The organism is uncultured Sphingomonas sp., assembly GCF_964237335.1.
GTDB lineage: Bacteria > Pseudomonadota > Alphaproteobacteria > Sphingomonadales > Sphingomonadaceae > Sphingomonas.
Window position 1 is genome coordinate 87,975 of sequence record NZ_CAXSHM010000004.1, and the last position, 22,631, is coordinate 110,605.

At 69.7% G+C, this 22,631-nt stretch carries 20 protein-coding genes; 13 read left to right on the plus strand and 7 right to left on the minus strand.

Going from position 1 to position 22,631, the window contains the following annotated elements; all coding sequences use genetic code 11:
- Positions 1 to 7: 7 nt before the first annotated feature.
- The 3 genes from hslU to ACFE65_RS03830 all read right to left on the minus strand — a co-directional run bounded on the left by hslU (position 8) and on the right by ACFE65_RS03830 (position 2,663).
- Complete coding sequence (gene hslU, locus ACFE65_RS03820; protein WP_375381013.1) at positions 8 to 1,315, minus strand: ATP-dependent protease ATPase subunit HslU; 1,308 nt, start codon at positions 1,313 to 1,315, stop codon at positions 8 to 10.
- 97 nt (positions 1,316 to 1,412) lie between these two features.
- Positions 1,413 to 1,982, minus strand: a complete 570-nt coding sequence (gene hslV / locus ACFE65_RS03825; RefSeq protein WP_375381014.1) for an ATP-dependent protease subunit HslV — start codon at positions 1,980 to 1,982, stop codon at positions 1,413 to 1,415.
- 129 nt (positions 1,983 to 2,111) lie between these two features.
- Positions 2,112 to 2,663 (minus strand): glycoside hydrolase family 108 protein, encoded by a 552-nt coding sequence (locus ACFE65_RS03830; protein ID WP_375381015.1) that lies wholly within the window; start codon positions 2,661 to 2,663, stop codon positions 2,112 to 2,114.
- Positions 2,664 to 2,833: 170 nt separating this feature from the next.
- Here ACFE65_RS03830 and ACFE65_RS03835 point away from each other — a divergent pair, with 170 nt between their 5' ends.
- Positions 2,834 to 3,601: an SDR family NAD(P)-dependent oxidoreductase gene (locus ACFE65_RS03835; protein ID WP_375381016.1), complete on the plus strand. Its 768-nt coding sequence runs from the start codon at positions 2,834 to 2,836 to the stop codon at positions 3,599 to 3,601.
- Complete coding sequence (locus ACFE65_RS03840) at positions 3,598 to 4,698, plus strand: glycosidase (RefSeq protein ID WP_375381017.1); 1,101 nt, start codon at positions 3,598 to 3,600, stop codon at positions 4,696 to 4,698. The genes ACFE65_RS03835 and ACFE65_RS03840 overlap by 4 nt, the downstream gene beginning before the upstream one ends.
- A 144-nt stretch (positions 4,699 to 4,842) precedes the next feature.
- Here ACFE65_RS03840 and ACFE65_RS03845 read toward each other — a convergent pair whose 3' ends face one another.
- Together ACFE65_RS03845 and ACFE65_RS03850 are read right to left on the minus strand one after the other, a co-directional pair.
- Positions 4,843 to 5,760 carry a manganese catalase family protein gene (locus ACFE65_RS03845; protein ID WP_375381018.1) on the minus strand — a complete coding sequence of 306 codons (918 nt, stop codon included), beginning with the start codon at positions 5,758 to 5,760 and terminating at the stop codon, positions 4,843 to 4,845.
- 116 nt (positions 5,761 to 5,876) lie between these two features.
- On the minus strand, positions 5,877 to 7,229 hold the full coding sequence (locus tag ACFE65_RS03850; protein ID WP_375381019.1) for a Gfo/Idh/MocA family protein: 1,353 nt from the start codon (positions 7,227 to 7,229) through the stop codon (positions 5,877 to 5,879).
- Positions 7,230 to 7,442: 213 nt separating this feature from the next.
- Between ACFE65_RS03850 and ACFE65_RS03855 the strand changes: the two genes are divergently transcribed.
- Together ACFE65_RS03855 and ACFE65_RS03860 are read left to right on the plus strand one after the other, a co-directional pair.
- A complete protein-coding gene (locus ACFE65_RS03855) occupies positions 7,443 to 8,345 on the plus strand; it encodes a DMT family transporter (RefSeq protein ID WP_375381020.1) in 903 nt (300 codons plus the stop codon).
- A 55-nt stretch (positions 8,346 to 8,400) separates the two neighbouring features.
- Complete coding sequence (locus ACFE65_RS03860) at positions 8,401 to 9,243, plus strand: oxidoreductase (RefSeq protein WP_375381021.1); 843 nt, start codon at positions 8,401 to 8,403, stop codon at positions 9,241 to 9,243.
- A 246-nt stretch (positions 9,244 to 9,489) separates the two neighbouring features.
- Here the strand turns inward: ACFE65_RS03860 and ACFE65_RS03865 are convergent, their stop codons facing one another.
- Positions 9,490 to 10,311 (minus strand): N-formylglutamate amidohydrolase, encoded by an 822-nt coding sequence (locus ACFE65_RS03865; protein ID WP_375381022.1) that lies wholly within the window; start codon positions 10,309 to 10,311, stop codon positions 9,490 to 9,492.
- Positions 10,312 to 10,328: 17 nt separating this feature from the next.
- Between ACFE65_RS03865 and ACFE65_RS03870 the strand changes: the two genes are divergently transcribed.
- The 5 genes from ACFE65_RS03870 to ACFE65_RS03890 all read left to right on the plus strand — a co-directional run bounded on the left by ACFE65_RS03870 (position 10,329) and on the right by ACFE65_RS03890 (position 14,993).
- Entirely contained in the window at positions 10,329 to 11,294 is a 966-nt protein-coding gene (locus ACFE65_RS03870; RefSeq protein WP_375381023.1) for a transglutaminase domain-containing protein, read from the plus strand.
- Complete coding sequence (locus ACFE65_RS03875; RefSeq protein WP_375381024.1) at positions 11,288 to 12,103, plus strand: transglutaminase family protein; 816 nt, start codon at positions 11,288 to 11,290, stop codon at positions 12,101 to 12,103. The genes ACFE65_RS03870 and ACFE65_RS03875 overlap by 7 nt, the downstream gene beginning before the upstream one ends.
- Entirely contained in the window at positions 12,096 to 14,144 is a 2,049-nt protein-coding gene (locus ACFE65_RS03880; protein ID WP_375381025.1) for a M3 family metallopeptidase, read from the plus strand. Before ACFE65_RS03875 ends, ACFE65_RS03880 begins: the two co-directional genes overlap by 8 nt.
- Before the next feature lie 104 nt (positions 14,145 to 14,248).
- Positions 14,249 to 14,605: a response regulator gene (locus ACFE65_RS03885; RefSeq protein ID WP_375381026.1), complete on the plus strand. Its 357-nt coding sequence runs from the start codon at positions 14,249 to 14,251 to the stop codon at positions 14,603 to 14,605.
- Positions 14,606 to 14,663: 58 nt separating this feature from the next.
- Positions 14,664 to 14,993, plus strand: a complete 330-nt coding sequence (locus ACFE65_RS03890) for a hypothetical protein (protein ID WP_375381027.1) — start codon at positions 14,664 to 14,666, stop codon at positions 14,991 to 14,993.
- Between the two features lie 6 nt (positions 14,994 to 14,999).
- Here the strand turns inward: ACFE65_RS03890 and ACFE65_RS03895 are convergent, their stop codons facing one another.
- Entirely contained in the window at positions 15,000 to 15,539 is a 540-nt protein-coding gene (locus ACFE65_RS03895) for a hypothetical protein (RefSeq protein ID WP_375381028.1), read from the minus strand.
- Positions 15,540 to 15,646: 107 nt separating this feature from the next.
- Between ACFE65_RS03895 and ACFE65_RS03900 the strand changes: the two genes are divergently transcribed.
- Genes ACFE65_RS03900 through ACFE65_RS03915 form a run of 4 tightly spaced genes read left to right on the plus strand, consistent with a single transcriptional unit; the run spans position 15,647 to position 22,490 of the window.
- Positions 15,647 to 16,852 carry a glycosyltransferase family 4 protein gene (locus ACFE65_RS03900; protein WP_375381029.1) on the plus strand — a complete coding sequence of 402 codons (1,206 nt, stop codon included), beginning with the start codon at positions 15,647 to 15,649 and terminating at the stop codon, positions 16,850 to 16,852.
- Positions 16,853 to 16,884: 32 nt separating this feature from the next.
- Entirely contained in the window at positions 16,885 to 19,299 is a 2,415-nt protein-coding gene (gene glf, locus ACFE65_RS03905; protein WP_375381030.1) for a UDP-galactopyranose mutase, read from the plus strand.
- Between the two features lie 4 nt (positions 19,300 to 19,303).
- Positions 19,304 to 21,397, plus strand: a complete 2,094-nt coding sequence (locus ACFE65_RS03910) for a glycosyltransferase (RefSeq protein ID WP_375381031.1) — start codon at positions 19,304 to 19,306, stop codon at positions 21,395 to 21,397.
- Positions 21,390 to 22,490 carry a zinc-binding alcohol dehydrogenase gene (locus ACFE65_RS03915; protein WP_375381032.1) on the plus strand — a complete coding sequence of 367 codons (1,101 nt, stop codon included), beginning with the start codon at positions 21,390 to 21,392 and terminating at the stop codon, positions 22,488 to 22,490. The genes ACFE65_RS03910 and ACFE65_RS03915 overlap by 8 nt, the downstream gene beginning before the upstream one ends.
- Positions 22,491 to 22,631: the final 141 nt, after the last annotated feature.

The following is a 22,631-nucleotide window of genomic DNA, read 5'->3' on the forward strand; positions in this document are numbered from 1 at the left end:
TCAGCCGCTACAGCACGTAGCGGCTGAGGTCCGTGTCGCGCGCCACGCCGGCGAGGTGCGCGTCGACATAGGCCGCATCCACCGTCACCGTGCTGCCGACCCGGTCCTCCGCCTCGAAGCTCACTTCCTCCAGCAGCTTCTCCATCACCGTCTGCAGCCGGCGTGCGCCGATGTTCTCGATCTCGGCGTTCACCTCGGCGGCGATACGGGCGAGCGCACGAATGCCGTCCTCGGCGAACTCCACCGTCACGCCTTCGGTCGCAAGCAGCGCCTTGTACTGCTGCGGCAGGCTCGCCTTGGTGTCGGACAGGATGGCGACGAAATCGGCCTCGCTCAGCGCCTTGAGCTCGACGCGGATTGGCAGACGGCCTTGGAGTTCGGGCAACAGGTCGCTCGGCTTGGAGACGTGGAACGCACCGGACGCGATGAACAGGACGTGGTCGGTCTTCATCGGCCCGTATTTGGTCGCCACCGTCGTGCCCTCGATCAGCGGCAGCAGGTCGCGCTGCACGCCCTCGCGGCTGACCGAGCCGCCGCCGCGCTGTTCGGACATCGCGATCTTGTCGATCTCGTCGAGGAAGACGATCCCGTTCTCCTCCGCGTCCGCCAGCGCCACGCGGCTGACCTCGTCCTGATCGAGGCGTTTGTCGGCCTCCTCCTCCACCAGCTTGGTCCAGGCGGCGGGCACCGTCAGGCGGCGGCGCTTGAGCTGCTGGCCGCCGCCGAACGCCTTGCCCATCATGTCGCCCAGGTTGATCATGCCGACCTGGCCACCGCCGCCCGGCATCTCGAACGGCATCTGGGGCGCGGCCTCCAGCTCGATCTCGATCTCCGCGGTGTCGAGGTGGCCGTCGGCGAACCGCTGGCGGAAGCTCTCGCGCGTCGCCTGGCTCGAGTCCTTGCCGGTCAGCGCGTCGAGCAGCCGCTTCATCGCCGCTTCCTCCGCCTTCTCCTTCACCGCGACGCGGCGGCGGTCCTTCTCCAGCCGGATCGATTCCTCGACCAGGTCGCGCGCGATCTGCTCCACGTCGCGGCCGACATAGCCGACCTCGGTGAACTTGGTCGCCTCCACCTTCACGAACGGGGCGTCGGCAAGCTTGGCGAGACGCCTGCTGATCTCGGTCTTGCCGCAGCCGGTAGGTCCGATCATCAGGATGTTCTTGGGGCTAACTTCGTCGCGCAGGTCGGGGCTGAGCTGTTGCCGCCGCCAGCGGTTGCGCATCGCGACCGCGACCGCGCGCTTCGCGTCCGCCTGGCCGATGATGTGCGCGTCGAGCGCGGCGACGATTGTCTTGGGGGTAAGGGCGTCGTTCATCAGAAATACCGTTCGTTTCGAGCGAAGTCGAGAAACCCGTTCGGGCGCTCCATCAGCGTGTCTCGACTTCGCTCGACACGAACGGAGGAAAAATTGGCTAAGCCGCCGTATCGAGCGCTTCCACGGTCAGCCGGTCGTTGGTGTAGACGCACAGCTCGCCCGCGATCCCCATCGCCTTGCGGCAGATCGTCTCGGCGTCGCCCTCATATTCCACCAGCGCGCGGGCGGCGGCGAGGGCGAAGTTGCCGCCCGAGCCGATGGCGGCGATCCCCGCCTCAGGCTCCAGCACGTCGCCATTGCCCGTCACCACCAATGTCACATCCTTGTCGGCGACGATCAGCATCGCCTCCAGGTTGCGCAGGAACTTGTCCGTCCGCCAGTCCTTGGCGAGCTCGACGCACGCGCGCAGCAACTGGCCCTGGTGCCGCTCCAGCTTCGCCTCCAGCCGCTCGAACAGCGTGAACGCGTCGGCGGTCGCGCCCGCGAAGCCCGCGATCACCTTGCCTTCGTCCGGGCCCTTGCCGCCCAGCCGACGGACCTTGCGGGCGTTGGGCTTCATCACCGTCTGCCCCTGCGTCACCTGCCCGTCGCCGGCGATGACGACGCGGCCACCGCGGCGCACGGACAGGATCGTGGTGCCGTGCCACACCAGCTTGTTCTCGCTCATGCGGCGCATATGGGAGCCGCCCGCGTGCCCCGCAATCGACCCGGCGTTCGCGCGGCAAAGGTCACAAAGGTCACGCCATCCTCGCGTACGCGCGCGGGCGATGCGGCGCATCACGTCGAGGCCACCTCCTCACCCCGTCCGGTTGGCGAGCCAGCCGTACAGGAACGCCTCGTCCGCCGGGCGGCTCTCGGCGAGCTGCACATAGCGTGCGCCGCGCAGCGCCTGCACCGCGCGCACCAGCACCGCCTCCCCGCCCGCGCCACGCTTGCGGAGGAACGCGGCCAGCGCCGCCAGCGTGCCCGCGCCGACCTTGCCGTCGAGCGGGACGTCCGGATAGTCGCTCGCGCCGCGGTTCAGCGCGTTGAGCGCGCGCTGGAGGAAGCCGATCGCGGTGCCCGTCCCCATGTTGACGCCGGCGTCGAACAGCTCGGCGGCAAGCGTGGGCGCGAGCGCCGCGACCCGGTCGAGTCCCGGCGCGGTCCAGTAGAGCCGCCGGTAGATCGCCGCCGCCTGCGCCCGCGGCAGCGCCCGCATCGCGCCCGTATAGCCGTCGGCGCGCGCCACGGCCTGGGTGATGCCCCAGCACGTCGGTCCGCCGCGATCGGCGGGATGGTCGGCATAGCCGCCTTCGCGATTGATGACGGCATCGACAAGCGGGGCGACGAGATGATCGGTGTCCATGTCCATTCTCCTGCATCAAGGATCAGCGATTAACCCATCTGGTACGGTGTAGGACAGGATGGCCCGGCGCTGGGGAACTTCGGTGCGCGACGTGGCTTAGATGACGGATTCGACACTGGCCGCACGGCAGGTGGCCGCCGATGGTTCGGCCGTATCAAGGGGACGAGATGATGACGGACAAGCGATGCGTCGTGGTGAGCGGCGCGGAAAGCGGGATCGGGGCCGCCTGTGCGATCGCCTTCGGAGCGCAGGGCGACAATGTCGTCGTGCTGTTCCATGACGACCGCAACGACGGCAGCGACACGGTCGCCAAGGTGAAGGCGGCGGGTGGCGACGGCATCGCCGTCCAGTGCAACGTCGGCGACGAGGCGTCCGTCGAGGCGGCGTTCGCGGCGGCGGAGAAGGCCTATGGGCTCGCGACCGTGCTGGTGAACTCCGCCGGGATCAACATGGCGGGCGTCACCGTCCGCCAGATGACCATGCCCCAGTGGCAGCGGATGCTCGACACCGACCTGACGGGCGCGTTCCTGACGTCGCGGCGGTTCGTGCGCGACCGGCCGGCGGGCAATCCGGGATCGATCGTCCACATCTCGTCGATCCACGCCTATGCGGTGCGAGCGGGCGGCGCCGATTATTGCGCGGCCAAGGGCGGCCTGACGAACCTCATCGAGACGCTGGCGATCGAGGAGGCGCCCAACGGCATCCGCGTCAACGCGATCGAGCCGGGCATGATCCTGACGCCGATGAACGAGCGCGCCAGCACCGATGCCGCCTATCGCCAGTCGCTGGAGAAGAACATCCCGATGGACCGCGCGGGCAAGCCGGAGGAGGTGGGCGACCTCGCCGTGTTCCTCGCGTCCGACAAGGCGAGCTACATCACCGGCGCGAAGATCGTCATCGATGGTGGCTTGTCGCTGATGCAGGCGCTCGGCGCATGACCGACGGCACGGACATCCCCCGCGTGAGTGCCGGCACGAGCGACGTAACCGCCGGCGGCTGCTCGTTCTCCGCCCCGGCGACCGGGCATTCGGCGACCAACCAGGCGCAGGTCTCGGACAGCATCCCGATCGTCCGCTCGCGGCTGGCGCCTGACTCGGTCACCGGTGACCGCAAGGTGCTGCTGTACGACTCGCCCGGGCTGGTGGACTTCAACGTCCAGGCGATCCAGGATATCCAGCTCGATGGCCCACCGGTGTTGATGAACCGCGACCTGATGAGCCCGTACGTCTGGCTGGAGCCCGACGGCCGGTACGGCATCATGGTGCGCGCGGTGACGCGGCCAGGCGAACCGATGACCGATACCGGCATCATCTGGGCGGGCTGGAGCACCGACGGCGTGCATTTCGCGATGCTCGACGAGCCGTCGATCGTGCCCGGCACCGGTGCCGACAAGGATTCGGGCGGCGTCGAGGACCCGACGATGGTGAAGATGGAGGACGGCAGCTACGTCGTCTATTACACCGGCGTCGAGAGCGACATGTCGCATGGCGAGATGTTCTACGCCAGCGGGCCGACGGTGGACAAACTGGTGAAGACCGGCGTCGCGCTCGCCTCGACCAAGTCGCTGGGCAACACCAAGGAAGCGACCGTCGACCGCGAGAAGGACGGTCGCTGGAGCCTGTTCTACGAATATGCCGCCGACGAAGCGAGCCGCGTGGGCCTGGCGATCGGGCCCAAGGTGGACGGGCCATGGGACGAGCAACCGACGCCGTTCATGCCGCGCGAGGACGGCTGGGACAATTGGCACCTGTCGACGGGCCCGATGCTGCTCGACGATCCCCAGATGCCGGTGATGTTCTACAACGGCGCGACGCACGACGCGCGCTGGCGAATCGGCTGGGTGGCGTTCGACCGCGAGCTGACCCGCGTCGTCGATCGCTGTATCGAGCCGCTCATCACCCCACCTCCCTCGCCCGACCGTGCGGCGAGCGACATCGCCTTCGCCGCATCGTGCGTCAGTGGGAATGGTGAGATCTGGCTGTATTATTCGTTGGAGGACCGCCGCCTGTCGAGGGCGCGCATTCGTCGAAGCTAGAGACTATGCCCGACATCGTCATCCCGGCCTTGAGCCGGGATCCCGCTTCTTCCACGGCAAAAAGAAGCGGGACCCCAGATCAAGTCCGGGGTGACGGGCTTCGCAAGCGACAGCCGGTGAAGCAGCGCCCCACCGGCCACGGGATCACAGCTTCTTCGTCAGCTTGGTCGCGATCTCGTACATTTCCTCCGGCGCATAGTCCGGGGTGAACGCACACGGCACGCCCGCAAGCTGGGCGATCTTGCCGCCGTCGGGCAGGCCGGCGACGACTTCGAGCTCACCGGGGGGATCGCCGGGCAGCGCGACCTCGTCGTTGCTCCAGATGCCGGCGATCTCGGTATAGTCGTCGGGGCTCCAAGTATAGAGCCGGCGGTGCGAGCCCTCGTTCAGATACTTCTGGCACTCGGGGATCTTCGACAGGTCGATGTTGGGCGTCGGCAGCATCTTCTTCAGGTCGACGCCGGTGATCTTCTCCAGCGCCAGCGCATAGGCATGGGCGTGGACCGAGCCGCGGACCAGCAGATAGCCGCAGACCTCGCGCCCCGTGGGATCGGACAGCGTCTCGTACACGCGCAGCTTGTGCAGACGGGCGCCGCATTCCAAGTGGAAGTTGTGGAGGAGGTCCGTCACGACGTTGCCGGTCGTCGTGATGAAGTCCTTGTTCCAGGACAGGCCGTTGGAGTCCGCGGGCACGACGCCGCCGCCGTTGGACAGGAAGCTGGCGGCGTCGCGGATTTCCTTCATGCTCTCGAACGGCGTCATCGACACGTCGCCGCCGTCGCCCGTGTCGTCGCCGTCCGGGCCGTTATTCAGCATGTTGACGCCCGCCGACACGAGCTCGACATGGCCGAGCTCCTCGGCGGTGATCGACGCCACCAGGCTGTAGAACGGCCGGAGCTTGGACTTCGATTTGAAGTTGAAGCTCTGGAACATGTAATTGCCCAGCGTGGACATCTCGCCATATTTACCGCCCAGCAGCTCGCGGAGCGCGGCGCCGGCGTTGGGGTCCTGCTTCTCGGGCTCAGGCAGATTGGCTTGCAGCTTGTCGACACGCATGAACATGGGTCGGACCTTTCATAGAGGAGAGCCCCTGAACAGGTCGCGGCACAGCAAGGTTGCGCGCAATTTGACATACATCACGCTGATCGTGGTCAAGTCGGCGGGTCGTTTGTCTCTCGTCAGGCGTCCTTCGTCACGGGCGGCCCGCGGAACGTGTCGAGCGTGTCGTACCGCTTCAGCGTCTCGGGACGGTTGGACCGCTCGCTCTCGTACACCGCCTCCATGATGACATGGTCCTGCACACCCTCCTCGCCCGGTGTGCGGGGCTTGCGATCTTCGAGGAGGCAGGTCGCGAAATGGTCGATCTCGGCGGCGAACTGGTTCTTCGGTTCCAGCACGATCTCGTCGAGGCTGGTGGCGTCGCCCTCGCGGCCGATCACCGTCAGGCGCTGACCCTCGTATTGATAGGCGTTGGGCATGTCGACCGCCGCCGTCTCGAAGTTGAGCCGCTGATGCTTGTCGTCGCGCGCGCCATAGGAGCAGAAACACTGGATCAGCGCGTTTGACGGGAAGCGCAGCGTGAAGGCATTGGTCTCCTCCACCTGCGCGTAGCGCGGGTCGTTCGGCGGGCTGAACTGCGTCGCCCACAGGCTGACGGGCTCCTCGCCGGTCAGGAAGCGCGCGGTGTTGATGCAGTACAGCCCGATGTCGAACAGCGACCCGCCGCCCGCCAGCGCCTTCTTGTGCCGCCATTGCTCGGCGCCGTCGGGCGCGACCGTCTGGACGTTGATCGCGCTCATGCCGACCAGCCGGCCGTATTTCCTCGCCCGCGTCCATTCCATCAGGCGCGTGTTGTACGGCTCGAACTGGATGCGATAGGCGACCATCAGCTTGACGTTGGCCTTCGCGCACGCCGCGACCATCGCGCGAGCGTCGGCCGAGGTGGTGCTCATCGGCTTCTCGGTCAGGACGTGCTTGCCGATCCTCGCCGCGCGCTCGGTATACTCGCGGTGGAGCCCGTTGGGCAGCACGATGTACACCGCCTTCACGTCGGACAGGTCGCGCAGCTTCTCGAACGAGGCATAGTCCAGGCAACGGTCGGCAGGGATGCCGTATTGCTTGGCGACCACCGCGAGCTTCTCGGGACTGCCCGAGACAAGCGCCACCGGCTTCGCCTTCATCGACCGGGCGAAGGCGGGCAGGATCTCCTCCAGCGCCAGCCGTCCGAGACCGACGATCGCGAAGCCGACGCGGGCTTCGGGCGGCATCGGCGACGGCGGCGGCGCGGACGGCGTGTCGGCCGCCGCGCGCCAGGGCGGGAAGCGGACCTTGCCACCCTCGACATGGCCGGCGTCGACTGCGCTGGGCGGCGGGAGCGGCCCGCCCGGTCGCTGCGCACCGGTGGATTGGCCGCCGCCGGTGGATTGCGCTTCGGCCAGCCGCGGGGCGAGCAGCAGGCCGGCCGCGGTGGCTGTGCCGAGCTTAAGGAGGTTGCGGCGATCGAGCGCGGTCTTGTCGTCGGGATCGTCCATCGTGTCGTCCTTGGCAGGCTTCGCGTCACGGCTGAACGTGCGAGCGCGGGTTTGCTCCCCTCCCCGTTCGTGCTGAGCCTGTCGAAGCACATCATCGCCGTCATCTCGGACTTGATCCGGGATCCCGCTTCTTCCTGCCCGTCGAGAAGGTAGCGGGACCCCGGCTCAAGGCCGGGGTGACGGGAGAGGGGTCACGTCGCTAAGAACTGGTTTGTGCCCGCCCCACACCTCACCCACCCCTCCCGCGCCGGCCTCGGCCCCGTCGTGCCGCTCGTCGCCTCCATGGTGTCGCTGTGCGTCGGCACGTCGTGGGCGAAGTCGCTGTTCCCGATCGTGGGCGCGGCGGGGGTGACGGGGTTGCGCATCGGCCTGTCGATGCTGCTGCTGGTCGCGGTGCAGGGGCCGTGGCGGTGGCGGCCGACGGGCCGGCAACTGCGCGCGGTCGCCGCCTATGGCGTGGTGCTCGCGTGCATGAACCTCAGTTTCTACGCCTGCCTGCGCACCCTGCCGCTGGGGGTCGCGATCGCGATCGAGTTCCTGGGGCCGCTCGGCGTCGCGGTCCTCTATTCGGGGCGGCGGCTGGACCTCGCCTGGGTTGCGCTGGCGGCGGGCGGGATCGCGCTGCTGGTCGCGCCGCATGGCGGGCGCGCGCCGCTCGACCCGGCCGGGATCGGCTTCGCGCTCAGCGCCGCACTGTTCTGGGGACTGTACATCGTGACGGGCAAGCGCGCGGCGGCGCTGGTGCCGGAGCGGTGGATCGTCTGCCTGGGGCTGTGCTTCGCCAGCCTGGTGGCGGTGCCGGTCGGCGTCGCCTCGGCTGGCGCGAGCCTGCTGCGGCCCGAGGTGCTGGCGATGGGCGGCGTCGTCGCGCTGTTGTGCAGCGCGCTGCCCTATTCGCTGGAGATGATGGCGCTCAAACGCCTGCCCGCGCATGTCTTCGGCGTGGTGCTGAGCCTGGAGCCGGCAGTCGGCGCGCTCGCCGCCTTCGCGATCCTGGGCGAGACGCTGGGCGGGCGGCAGGGGATCGGCATCGCCGCGGTCGTCTGCGCGTCGATCGGCAGCACGCTCGCGCGCGACGCGGCGCCGCTCAAACAGGCGCCGCCCGCCGCGGCCTGAAACTCCAGCCATCACCCGGGGGTTGGAACGCCATTCCTCGACAGCGAGAACGACCATGCCCACCGACACCCCCGTCTGGTTCATCACCGGCTGCTCCACCGGCTTCGGCCACGATCTGGCGAGGCTGGTGCTGGACCGTGGCTGGCGCTGCGTCGTCACCGCGCGCGACAAGGACAAGGTGGCGGACCTGGTCGCAGACGCCGGAGACCGCGCGCTGGCGCTCACGCTCGACGTCACCGACCAGGCGCAGGTGGACGCCGCCGTCGCCGCAGCGACGACGGCGTTCGGCCGGATCGACGTGCTCGTGAACAACGCGGGCTATGGCTACCAATCCTCGATCGAGGAGGGCGAGGACGCGGAAATCCGCGCTCAGTTCGAGGCCAACGTCTTCGGCCTGTTCGCGCTCACCCGCGCCGTGCTGCCGGCGATGCGGGCGCAAGGATCGGGCCACGTCATCAACATCACCTCGGTCGCCGGGCTCGTCGGCTTTCCGGGATCGGGCTATTACGCGGCGTCCAAACATGCCGTGGAAGGCTTTTCCGACGCGCTGCACGCGGAGGGCAAGCCGCTGGGCATCCGCGTCACCTGCGTCGAGCCCGGGCCGTTCCGCACCGACTGGGCCGGCCGATCGCTCAAGCAGACGCCCAACCGCATCGCCGCCTATGCCGACACCGCCGGCGCGCGGCTGGCGAGCACCAGCGGCTATAGCGGCACGCAGGCGGGCGATCCGGTCCGTGCAGGCGAGGCGATGATCGCGCTGACCCAGATGGACACGCCGCCGCGCCAGATGGTGCTCGGCAAATGGGGCTTCGACGCGGTGACGGCGAAGCTGAAGGACCGGCTAGCGGAGATCGAGAGCCAGCGCGACGCGAGCCTGGCGACGGATTTCTCGGGGTGATGCTTTCTCCTGTCAATCTATAGCCAACACCGTCACCCCAGCGGAAGCTGGGGTCTCTCGCGGTGACGTACCCGATAACAACGAGACTCCAGCGTTCGCTGGGGTGACGGGTAGCTCAAGCGACGACTGGCTGAGGGATGCGGACAGGATCGTCAACCCCACGAAAGCGGGGGCCCTTCTCCGACCGTCGACTTAGCGCAGATGACGGGAGATGGGTCCCCGCTTTCGCGGGGATGACGGTGTGGGTCAGATGTGGCTCCGCGCCTCCCCCAGCGCATTCGCCAGCAGCGCCGCCCATACCGTCTGCCCGGCCGCATCGCCGATCAGGTCCTGCCGCACCTCGATCTCCGCATACGGTAGCCGGGCGGACCAGGCGTGGCGGGGGACGGTATAGTCGATCGTGTCCATCCGGTACGGCTCGTTGTCGCCGACGCACAAGCCGGGCCGGGCGCCGAGCGCCGCGATCAGCGCTCTCGCGAAGGCGGCCTCCCCCAGATGGTGCAGGATGCCGACCTGCCATGGCCGGGCGCGGCCGTCCTTCAGCATCGGCGTGAAGCTGTGCAGCGCGATCAGGATCGTCTCCTGTCCCGCCGCGCCACGCCGCGCGATCTCGGCAGCGATCGCCTGCTGATACGGCTCGTGGATCGCGTCGATCCGCGCCTGCCGCGCCGCCGGCGACAGGTCGCGATTGCCGGGGACGGGCGATCCGTCGCTCGTCGGCGGCACCGCGCCGGGCGTCTCGGCCGTCCCTGCGTCATCCGGGCGGCGGTTGCAGTCGACCACCAGCCGCGAATAGATCTGCCGGACGAACACCGCGTCCATGTCCCGCGCCATGATCTCGCCTAGCCCCGCGATCCCGATGTCCCAGGCGACGTGGCGCGTCCGGTCCGCGGGCGCGAGGCCGAGATCGCCGAGCGCGGAGGGGATGACATTGCCGGCATGATCGCCGATGAGGAGGAACGGCGACGCGCCGCCCGGGTTCAGGACGGCGACGGGCGATGGATCGCCGGGCTGGAGCAACGCAGCGGCGGGATGGCGCGTCGTAGGGGAATTGGCGGCTGATGCCATTGCTGAACCTCTCTCACGTGACGACCTATACGTACAGACAGGCGGTATCGTTCGGCGAGCACCGAATGATGCTGCGCCCGCGGGAGGCTTATGACCAGCACCTGCTGGACGCGGCGCTGGTGATCGATCCCGTGCCCGTCGATGTCCGCTGGCTGCAGGACGTGCTGGGCAATTCGGTCGCGGTCGCCCGGTTCGACCGGCGCGCGACGCGGCTGTCGATCGACAGCCGGCTGCGGCTGGACCATCGACCGGGTGAGGTGCAGCACGTCGACATCGAGGATTACGCGCGCGTCTATCCGTTCACCTACTCGTCCGAGGACATGCCGGACCTGCTCCGCTCGATCGAGCGCCGGCACCACGATCCGCAGCGGCGGATCGATGGGTGGGCGCGCCGCTTCGTCGACCCGTCCGGGCGGACCGACACACTGGCGATGCTGGCCGACATGACGGCCGCGATCCGGCGCGAGTTCACCTATGTGGCGCGCGCGGAGAAGGGCACGCAGACGCCGATCGAGACGCTGGAACGGCGCAAGGGCACCTGCCGCGACTATGCGATGCTGATGATCGAGGCGGTGCGCGCGCTGGGCTTCGCGGCGCGGTTTGTGTCGGGCTATGTCTACAACCCGCGTGGGGCCCGCGCGGGCGCGGAGCGCCCCGGTTCTGAAAGGGTCGGCGGCGGCAACACCCATGCCTGGGTGCGCGTGTACCTGCCGGGATCGGGGTGGGTGGAGTTCGATCCCACCAACGGCATCGTCGGATCGGACGGGCTGATCCGCGTGGCGATCGCGCGCGACCTGTACCAGGCGGTGCCGATCTCGGGCACCTGGGCGGGCTTCCCCGGCAGCTTCATCGGCATGGACGTGACGGTGGACATCACCGTCGACGCCGCTACGCCTGTTGCATCGCAGCGCGGGCCGCTCCCGCCCGCCTCCGCAACTGCCGCCCACCACGGCACCGACAGGAAGGAACCTGCCCCATGCTGATCCGCGCCGGCTACGACATCAGCTTCTCGAACGAGGCGCCCGTGCCGATGATGGCGATGCTGAGCGTCCACCCCTCGCGCCACCGGGACCTCAGGACGCCGCACCGGATCACCACCGACAAGAACGTGCCGCTGTACGACTATGTCGACGGGTTCGGGAACGTGTGCACCCGGGTGACGGTGCCGGAGGGCGGGCTGACGCTGTCGTGCGACTTCACGGTCGAGGATTCGGGCCTGCCCGACCGCTATGTGCCCGACGCGATCCAGCACGCGGTCGAGGACCTGCCCGACGACGCGCTCGTCTACCTGATGGGCAGTCGCTATTGCGAGACGGATCGGCTGTCCGACACCGCCTGGGGACTGTTCGGCGGCGTCGAGCCCGGCTGGAAGCGGGTGCAGGCGATCGTCGAGTTCACGCACAACCACATCGAGTTCGGATACCACCACGCCCGCCCGACCAAGACGGCATGGGACGCGCATCAGGAGGGTCTGGGCGTCTGCCGCGACTATGCGCACCTCGCCATCACGCTGTGCCGGTGCATGAACATCCCGGCGCGCTATTGCACCGGCTATCTCGGCGACATCGGCATCCCGCGGTCGGACGCGGTGATGGACTTCTCCGCCTGGTTCGACGTGTATCTGAGCGGCGAGTGGCACACGTTCGACGCGCGGCACAACACGCCGCGCATCGGTCGCATCCTGATGGCACGCGGCCGCGATGCGACCGACGCGGCGCTGACCACCCAGTTCGGCGGCGCAACGCTCGAGCGGTTCGACGTCCATGCCGACGAGGTGCAGGCCGTTGGCTGAGGCCGATCCCCATGTCGGCGCCGGCAGCGATCCGCTGCTGCCCGATCCCTTGCTGACCGCGAGCCCGCTGCCCTTCGGCGCGTCGGCGTTCGACCGGATCGCGGCGGCCGACTTCCTGCCCGCGCTGCGCATCGCGCTCGAGGCGGCGGACGCGGAGATCGAGGCGATTGCGGGCGACCCCGCCGCGCCGAGCTTCGACAACACGGTCGCGGCGATGGAGCGGGCGGGCGCCATGCTGGCGCGCGTCCGGCGCATCTTCTGGACGCTGTCGTCCGCCCACTCAACGCCCGAGATCCGCGCGATCGAGAGCGAGGTGGCGGCGCTCATGACCGCGCACGGCACGCGCGTGGCGCACGATCCGCGGCTGTTCGCGCGCGTCCACGCGCTGTGGGAGCGCCGCGACACGCTCGGGCTGGACGAGGCGCAGACGCGACTCTTGCACGACAGCCATCGCGGCTTCGTCGACGGCGGCGCGCTGCTGGGCGCGGCCGACAAGGCGCGGTTCGCGGCGATCGCGCAGGAGTTGTCGGCGCTCGGTACCCGCTTCGGCCAGAACGTGCTGGCGGCGAACGGCGCCTGGACGCTGCGGCTCGACGCGGCCGATGCGGTGGGGCTGCCCGACGCGATGCTGGCCGCGACCGCGCGCGCCGCCGCGGCCGCGGGAGTGACCGGCCACCTCGTGACGCTCGACCGCGGTGACGTGGAGGGCTTCCTCGCCTTCTCGCCGCGGCGTGATCTGCGCGAGGCGGTATGGCGCGCATTCACCACCCGCGCCGATGGTGGCGAGCACGACAACCGAGCGGTGGTCGCCGCGATCCTGGCGTTGCGCGCGGAAAAGGCCGCGCTGCTCGGCCACGCGAGCTATGCCGATCATGTGCTGGCCGACACGATGGCGGCGACGCCGGACGCGGCCGAGGCGCTGATGATGCGCGTCTGGCATCCCGCGCTCGCCCGCGCGGGCGAGGAGCAGGCGGTGCTCCAGGCGCTCGCCGACGCGGATGACGTGACGCTCGCCGCCTGGGACTGGCGCTTCTACGCCGAACGGGTGCGGCGTGATCGCTACCGGCTCGACGGCGGCGCGGTGCGGCGGTTCCTGACGCTCGACCGGGTGCGCGACGCGGCGTTCGCGGTCGCGGGCAGGCTGCACGGCCTGTCGTTCACGCCGCGCGCTGATCTCCCCGTCTGGCACCCGACCGTCGCGGCCTGGGCGGTGAGCGACGCGGACGGTAGCCACCGCGGGCTGGTCTATACCGACTATCTCGCCCGGCCCGAGAAGCACGGCGGCGCCTGGATGGGTGGCCTGCGCGTGCAGGAAGCGCTGGACGGCCCTGTCACGCCCATCGTCTACATGGTCGCCAATTTCGCGGGCGGCGAGCCGGGCGCGCCGGCCGGCCTGTCGATCGACGAGGCGCGCACGCTGTTCCACGAGTTCGGCCACGCGCTCCACGGGCTGTTGAGCGACGTACGCTATCCCAGCCAGTCGGGCACCGCCGTCAGCCGCGACTTCGTCGAGTTCCCCAGCAAGCTGTCCGAACACTGGATCGTCGCGCCCGAGGTGCTGGCGACGCTGGACGTGCCCCAGCCGCTGATCGCCGCGATCGGCCAGGCGGACGCGTTCGGAGAGGGCTTCGCGACGGTCGAGTTCCTGGCCTCCGCCATCCCGGACCTGGCGCTGCATCGCGAGCGCGCGGACGGAGACGGACAGCGGGACCCGTTCGCCTTCGCCGCAGACCTGCTCGCGCGGATCGGCCTGCCGGACACGATCGCGCCGCGCCATGACCTGACGCATTTCACCCACGTCTTCGACGGCGGCTATGCCAGCCAATATTACAGCTATCTGTGGGCCGAGGTGCTGGACGCCGATGCCTGGGAAGCGTTCGGCAAGGCCGGCATCTTTGATCCTGACCTCGCGGGCCGGCTGCGGCGCGAGGTGCTGGCGCGCGGCGACACGCGCGATCCGATGGCCTCGTTCGTCGCGTTCCGGGGACGGATGCCCGACGAAGGCGCGCTGCTGCGGGCACGCGGGCTGGCGCCGCTGTAGCGGCATTCCCTAATCATTGATTGAGGTTGGCCAACTTTGTCTCACCCAAGGGACCCGATCCGTGTAACAACTGTTAACTCAGATTAGGACCTCCGGCGATACTCATGTGCCACGTCCTCATCATCGAAGACGAACCGCTGGTCGCGATGCTGATCGAGGACGTGCTGTTGTCGTCGGGCGCCACGTCGGCGACCATCGCGACCACCCAGGCGGAGGCAATCACCGCCGCCGACGTGCAGCTGCCGGCGTTCATCTCGTCTGACGTCATGCTGACGGAAGGGACCGGCCCCGCGGCGGTCGACGCGATCCGGCTGGTGCACGGCGACATTCCGACGTTGTTCATCACCGCGACACCGTCCGCGTGCCGGCCGTGGATCCCGCCCGACCAGGTGGTCGTCAAGCCGTTCAGCACGACGCACATCGCCGCCGCGTTCCGCACCCTTATCCAGGACCGATGCTGACGGAGCCTGCCGGATACCGGCGGCCCGGCCGTTACCCACCACGCGAGGAGCGCGCTTCATGGCCAATATAACGTCTGCCGCCGACTCCGCGTTCAGCGAGGATCGCAATCCCAACGGTGCCGCGCAGGCGCAGGCGGCGCTGCTGCTGGAAAGCCTGATCCACAGCCTGATGGACAACGGCGCCCTGACCAAGGACCAGGCGCTGGAGGCGATCGGCAGCGCGTTCGAGGTGAAGGAAGAGAGCGAGTCCGAGGAAAAGGAGCCGGAGGCGATCCGCCGCCACTCGCTGGCGCTGTTGTCGAGCATGCGCAGCAGCATCACCGCGCATTCGGGCGCCTATGACAAGCAACCCGCCGCCCTCCGCGCCGATGAAGGCGCCGACGACTAGCGGACGTTATAGGCTGGGGTCGGCGATCCGGTCGGCCAGGCCGCGATAGAAGCGCGCGATGTCGCCGAAATCGGCCGCGTCGAGGCTCAACTCCTCTCCGAGCCGGGCGGTGCCGAGCCGGCCGCGTGCGTCGGGCCAGCCCATCGTCATCGTCGTGCCCCCGCGCCGGTCGGGCCGGCAGACGACGCCCTCGCAATAGAACAGGCAGGCGCGCGAGCGACCGAGCGCCAGCAGCCGGCGGTGGTCGTCGCGGGCCCGTGCTCCCGTCGGCTCCAGCGCGCGGTATTTGGCCGCGGTGTTCGCCTGGTCCGGGCGCTCGTCCCGGCCCGCGACCCGCGTCGCCGCGTCGAGCAGCAGGTTCAGGAACCGGTCGAGCTCGCGCAGGCCGTTGCCGGCGAGCCGCGCGCGATAGCGGCGCGCAATCGGCGCCGCGCCCGGCAAGGCAAGGCCGCTGCCCAGGAACGTCGCGCCGCGCCGCATCGTGCGCAACGCCGCGATGAGCGCGGGGTCCACGGGCTTGGGCTTGTTGGACGGGAATGGGATCATCGGCACTCCGACGCCGGAGGCGATGCGCGCGTCATGGCAGCTATCGAGCGCCGGGCCAAGCGCCGTCGCCGCTTGCACGCCGCCGCTGGCTGGTGGACAGCCCTCGCGTGAGCACGATCCGTCCCGCCCCCCTCACGCCGCTCCGCACGATCGTGGTCGTCGGCGACCTCGTCGAGGGCTGGCCCCCCGCCCCTGGTCCCACGCCGACGGAGGCGCGGGAGCATTGGGCGACGCTGGACGTGGCGCTTCGGCCGTGGCCGCCGACGCCGATCGGACAGACGCCGGTCGTGGCGGGCGGATACCTCGAGCGGCTGGCGCTGGCGATGGTCGCGGCGGGCCATGCCGATGGCGTCGAGATATGGCATCACTGGCGCGGACTCGGCCCGGCGCCGTTCCGCCGCGAGAGCCCGTGGCTCGCGCGCCGCGCGTTCCGCCTGCGCGAGGAGGGCGCACCGATGGCGTCGGACGACATGGCTGCCTTCGTCGAGGTCTTCGGTGCGCCCCATCTGCTGCTAGTGCTGGGGCTGGGCATCGCGCCCGAGCTGCTCGACCGGTGCGCGAACGGCGTCCGCGTCTACAACTCGATCGACGCTCCGGCGCTGCGCATCCCGCCTGAGGCCAGCGCGCAGTTCGACCTGATCCTGACGGGCGCGCAATGGCAGTCGGACGTGGTGCGCGAGCGGCATCCCGGCATGCCGACCGCGATCCTACCGATCGGCCCGGAGTTCGCCGCCCCCGATCAGTTCCGCCCGCTCGGCACGCCCAAGGACGTCGACCTGATCTATGTCGCCGCGGCGCAGGGTTATAAGCGGCACGACGTCCTGTTCGACGCGCTCGAGCGGCTGCCCCGCGACGTCACCGCGCTATGCGTGTTCGGCTATGGCGAGATGGCCGACGGCCTGCGCGCGCGGGCGGCGGCCTCCGGCCTGTCGATCGCCTTCATCGGCCCGCCGGGCGTCGCGTTCGACGAGGTCAACCGCCTGATGAACAGCGCGCGCTTCGGCGTGGTGTGCGGCGAGGACGACGGCGCGCCGGCGATCATCACCGAATACATGCTCGCCGGGCTGCCGGTGCTCGCCAACGAGCGGCTGTGCTGCGGGCTGCAGTATATCCTGCCCGAGACAGGTCGAATGGCATCGGCGGAAGATTTCGCGGCGGCGATCCTCGACATGCGCGCGACGGCGCACCGATACACTCCGCGCGCAGCGGTGCTGGACCGCTGGACGTGGCCGCATTCGGTCGCGCGGCTCCATGCCTTGATATCGCCGTTGGTTGATGCGAAGCAACGACAGGGGCTCGCCTGCGCGACATAGCCGATCGGGGCGCTTCAAACCGGGAGATGCGGGTGGACGGTTCTGGTTTCGAGACATTTTCCGCTCCCCGTCCGCTTTCCTCCGCCGCACCCTGTTCCATCCGGGGCTCCAACGACGACCATCCGGCGGCGGCGGCGCTGATCTGCTTTTCCCACCTGCGCTGGGATTTCGTGACGCAGCGGCCGCAGCATCTGATGCGGCGCTTCGCGCGCGAACGGCGGGTGTTCTTCTGGGAGGAGCATATCGCTTGCGATCACCCCCTCCCCTTCCTCGAACACCATGCGTTTCCCGGCGCCTCGTCGGAAGAAGGCGCCGTGATCGCGTTGCGCCCGCGCGTGCCGCACTGGTGGGACGCGGCCGAGGTGGAGAGGGGCCTGCGCGGCCTGCTCGACATGCTGGTCGACACCGCGGTCGCGCCGGCGCGGGCCGGCGATCCGCTGCTGTGGTTCTACACGCCGATGATGGCGGGGTTCGCTGGCCATCTCGCCGCGTCGGCGGTCGTGTACGACTGCATGGACGAGCTGTCCGCGTTCCGCTTCGCCGCGCCCGAGCTTGCCGCCAACGAGGCGCGGCTGATGGCGCGTGCCGACGTCGTCTTCACCGGCGGCCACAGCCTGTACGAGGCGAAGGCCGGGCGCCATCCGAACGTCCACGCCTTCCCGTCGGCGGTCGACACCGTGCATTTCGCCACCGCGCGTGGCGGCTCCGCGGGCCCGGCAGACCAGGCCCATATTCCCGGCCCGCGGCTCGGCTTCTTCGGCGTGATCGACGAGCGGATCGATCTTGCGCTGATCGATGCGGTGGCGGCGGCGCGGCCGGACTGGTCGCTGGTCATGATCGGCCCGGTCGCCAAGATCGATCCCGCCGCGCTGCCCCGACGCGCGAACATCCACTGGCTGGGGGGGCGCCCCTATGCCGATCTGCCGGCGTATCTGGCGGGTTGGGACGCGGCCTTGATGCCGTTCGCGATCAACGCGGCGACGCGCTTCATCAGCCCGACCAAGACGCCGGAGTATCTCGCCGGCGGATTGCCGGTGGTGTCGACGCCGATCATCGACGTCGAGCGGCAGTATGGCGCGCTCGACGCGGTCGCGATCGCGGCCGACGCGCCTGCTTTCGTCGCGGCGTGCGAGCGCGCGCTGGCGTTGCCGCGCGGAGGGCCCTGGCTCGCGCAGGCCGACCGGCTGATCGCCGGCCACAGTTGGGACAGGACGTTCGCCGACATGAAGACCCGCATCGCTCAAGCCGGCGCCCGTCCCGCCGCTCCCTCTGCCGTCCCTCCCACGCCGTCGCGCCGCCGGTTCGACGTGCTGGTGGTCGGCGCGGGCTTCGCAGGTTCGGTGCTCGCCGAACGGCTGGCGGCGGACGGCGACAAGCAGGTGCTGGTGGTTGACCGGCGGCCCCACATCGCGGGCAACGCGTTCGACGAGCGCGATGCGGCCGGCGTGCTGATCCACCGCTATGGCCCCCATATATTCCACACCAACTCGGCCGACGTGTTCGACTATCTGTCGCGCTTCACCGCCTGGCGCCCGTACGAGCATCGCGTGCTGGCCGAGGTGCGCGGGCAGCAGGTGCCGATCCCGATCAACCGCACGACGCTCAACGCGCTGTACGGCGCGGGGCTGAAGACCGACGCGGACGCCGCCGCTTTCCTCGCCGGCCGCGCCGAGCCGGTGGCCGAGGTGCGCACGTCGGAGGACGTCGTCGTATCCGCCGTCGGACGCGAACTCTACGAGCTGTTCTTCCGCGGCTACACGCGCAAGCAATGGGGGCTCGATCCCAGCGAGCTCGACCGCGCCGTCACCGCGCGCGTGCCGACCCGGACGGACACCGACGACCGCTATTTCGCCGACCGGTTCCAGGCGATGCCCGCGCGGGGCTATACCGCGATGTTCGCTGCCATGCTCGACCATCCCAACATCACGATCGACCTGGGCGTCGAATATCGCGACGTGATCGACGAGGTGGACGTCGACCACATCGTGTTCACCGGGCCGATCGACGAGTATTTTGGCTTCCGCTTTGGGAAGCTGCCCTACCGTTCGCTGCGGTTCCGGCACGAGACGCTCGACGCCGAATGGCTGCAGCAGGTGGCGGTGGTGAACTATCCGTCGGAGGACGTGCCCCACACGCGGATCACCGAATACAAGCATCTGACCGACGAGCAGAACCCGCGCACCAGCGTGACGTACGAATATCCCGCCGCCGAGGGCGATCCCTATTATCCCATTCCACGGCCCGAGAACCAGGCGCTGTTCAAGCGCTATGAGGCGCTGGCGGACGCGACCGACGGCGTCACGTTCGTCGGCCGGCTCGCCACCTATCGCTATTATAATATGGATCAGGTTGTCGGGCAGGCGCTGGCGACGTATCGCCGGCTGAAGGAGCGGCTCGACGGTGACGCCGCATCGGTGATGACCGCGACCCTGTCTGCGGCGGAGTAGCCTAATGACCAGCGTGTGTTTGGCGACGGACAGCGCCGTTCCGTCGGGCGTCGGCGCGCACATGCTCGCGCTCGCGGCTGGGCTCGGGTCGGGCGAGGTGGTGATCGCCGCGCGGTCCGACACCGACCTGCTCGCCCGCGCGGCGCGCGCCGGACTGGCGGTGAAGGCATTGGACGACCCCGCCGGGTTCGAGGCCTGGCTGCGACGCGCCCGTCCCGATCTGGTCCATGTCCATGCCGGGATCGGCTGGGAAGGCCATGCGCTGGCCCGCGCCGCGCGCGCCGCGGGCGTGCCGGTCGTGCGGACCGAGCATCTGCCCTATCTGCTTACCGATCCCGCGCAGCAGGCCGAGCATCGCGAAGCGGTGGCGAGCGTCGACCGGCTGATCTGCGTATCGGAGGCGGCGACGGCCAGCCAGGTAAGCTCGGGCGTCGAGCCCGACCGGATCGCGACCGTCCGCAACGGCGTCGTTGCCCGGGCGCAGAGCCGGCCACGCGGCGCGCTCAGGGCCGAATGGGGGTTCGGCACCGGCGGAGACGCGCCGCCCGTGCTCCTGATGATCGCGCGCTTCGCCGAGCAGAAGGGCCACCGCATGCTGCTCGACGCGCTGCCGGCGATCCGGGCGGCGATGCCAGGCGTCGTGGTGTTGCTCGCCGGCGACGGACCGCTGCTGGTGCCGATCGCGCGCGCGGTCGCGAAGGCCGGGCTCGCCGACAGCGTCCGGATGCTCGGGCCGCGGGACGACGTGGGCGATCTGCTCGCGCTCGCCGACCTGCTGCTGCTGCCGTCCGCGTTCGAGGGGCTGCCGCTGATCGCGCTGGAGGCGATGGCGGCCGGTCTGCCGGTGGTCGCGACCGACGTGCCCGGCAACGCCGAGGTGGTGGAACATGGCGTGACGGGCGCACTCGCGGCGCCCGATCCGGCGGCGTTCGCGGCGGCGGTGGTCGGCCTGCTGCGGGACCGGGACGCGCTCGCGGCGATGGGCGTGGCGGGACGTGAGCGGCAGCGGGCGGAGTTCGGCGCGACACGGATGATCGAGGAAACGCGCGCGGTGCACGACGCCGTGCGCCGGCAACATGAAGGAACGGGTGTGGAGCGGACGCGGATCGGGTTCATCGGCGCAGGGGGGATCGCCAACCGCCATTTCGGCGTGCTGGAGCGGTTCGACGATGTCGCGATCGTCGCGGTCGCGGACACCGACATGGCGCGCGCCACGGAAGCGGCGGGCCGGTTCGGCGCGCGCGCGTTCGACAGCGCGCAGGCGATGGTCGATGCCATGATGGCGGACGGGGGCGATCTCGACGCGCTCTACATCTGCGTGCCCCCGTTTGCGCACGGCGAGCCCGAGCGGCTGGCGATCGAGCACGGCCTGCCGTTCTTCGTCGAGAAGCCGGTGGCGCTGGACCTGGGCACTGCGGAGGACGTGGCGGCGTCGGTCGCGCGCGCCGGGCTGGTGACGGCGGTCGGCTATCACTGGCGCTACCTCGACACGGTGGACGAGGTGCGCGCGCTCCTGTCCGCCACCCCTGCCCGGCTGCTGTCGGGCTACTGGCTAGACTCGACCCCGCCGCCGCGCTGGTGGTGGAAGAAGGACGGCTCGGGCGGGCAGATGCTGGAGCAGACGACGCATCTGGTCGACCTCGCCCGCCACCTGATCGGTGACGTGGTGCGGGTGTACGGCCAGTCCTCGCGCACTGACCGCGCGGCGTTCCCCGGCCTCGACATCGCGACTACCAGCACCGCGACGCTGACGTTCGCGAGCGGGGCGATCGCCAATTTCGCCTCCACCTGCCTGCTCGGCTGGAACCACAAGGTCGGGCTCCACCTGTTCGGCGAGCGGCTGGCGATCGAGCTGACCGACCGCGACGTGATGATCGACATCGGCCAGGGCCGGCCGGTGCGCGGCAACCGCGTGGACCCGGTGTGGGAAGAGGATCGTGACTTCATCGACGCGGTGCGTGGCGCCGAAAACCGCATCCGCTGTCCCTATGCCGACGCGGTCGAGACGCTGCGCCTGGCGCTCGCGATCGAGGAGTCGGCTCGGCTCGGCCGGTCGATTGATGTCGCCTCCGCCGCGCGCGAGCCTGTGCATGTCTGAGTGGCGGCACGTCCGCTCGTTGGGCGTCGAGCGGCCCGGCCAAGCCTATTTCTTCGGCTATGACGAGGCGCCTCCGGGCGACGGGCAGGTGCGGCTCGACCTGCTGTACACTGGCTTCTCGGCGGGCACGGAGCTGACGTTCGTCAAGAACAGCAACCCCTATCTCCATTCGCGTTGGGACGCGGGGCGCGGCGTGTTCGTGCCTGGCGAGCCGAGCGCGCGCTATCCGGTGCCGTTCCTGGGATACATGGAGTCGGCGCGGGTCAGCGACAGCCGCGTGGGCGATTACGCGCCCGGCGACGTGGTCGGCGCCGTCTTCGGTCACAAGACGGGGCATATCGCCGATCCGTTCACCGACGTGCTGACCAAGCTACCCGACGGCATGGACCCGTTGCTGGGCATCTATGTCGGCCAGATGGGGCCGATCGCGGCCAATGGCATCCTCCATGCGGACGCCGAGCTGATCGGGCCCAACGTCGTCGGCCTCGGCGACGGCGTCCGCGGTCGGCCTGCATTGGTGATCGGCGCGGGCATCGTCGGCATGTTCACCGCGCTGTTCGCGGCGGAGGCGGGCGCGAGCGAGGTGGTGATCGCCGATCCCTCCCCGTTCCGCCGGTTGCGCGCCGAGTGCCTGGGGCTGACGGCGATGACGCAAGACCAGGCGTGGCAACATGCCAAGGCGCGCTGGCTGCACGGCGGCGACGATCGCGGCGCGGACGTGGTTTTCCAGACGCGCGCCGATACGGGCTCGCTCCACGCCGCGATGCAGGCGCTGCGCCCGCAGGGCACGGTGATCGACCTCGCCTTCTACCAGGGCGGCGCGGACCGGCTGCGTCTGGGCGAGGAGTTCCACCACAACGGCCTCAACCTGCGGTGCGCGCAGATCAACCGCGTGCCGCGCGGGATGGCGTGGCAGTGGGACCGGCGGCGGCTGGCCAACGAGACGGTGCGGCTCCTGGCCGCGCGCGGGCCCGAGATCAGGGCGCAGCTCGTGACGCAGGTCGTGCCCTATGACGACGCCCCCGGTTTCATCGCGCGACTGGTGGCGGAGCGGCCCGAGTTCCTGCAGATCGTGTTCAAGCACGGGGATTGATCCCGCCGGGAGCATTCGATGCAAGCCCTCCCTTCGTTCATCCTGAGCTTGTCGAAGGGCTGCCTTTCCTTGCAACTGCCGGAATAAGTACAGTGCTTCGACAAGCTCAGCATGAACGGAGTGAGGTGGGCCAGGAGTTGG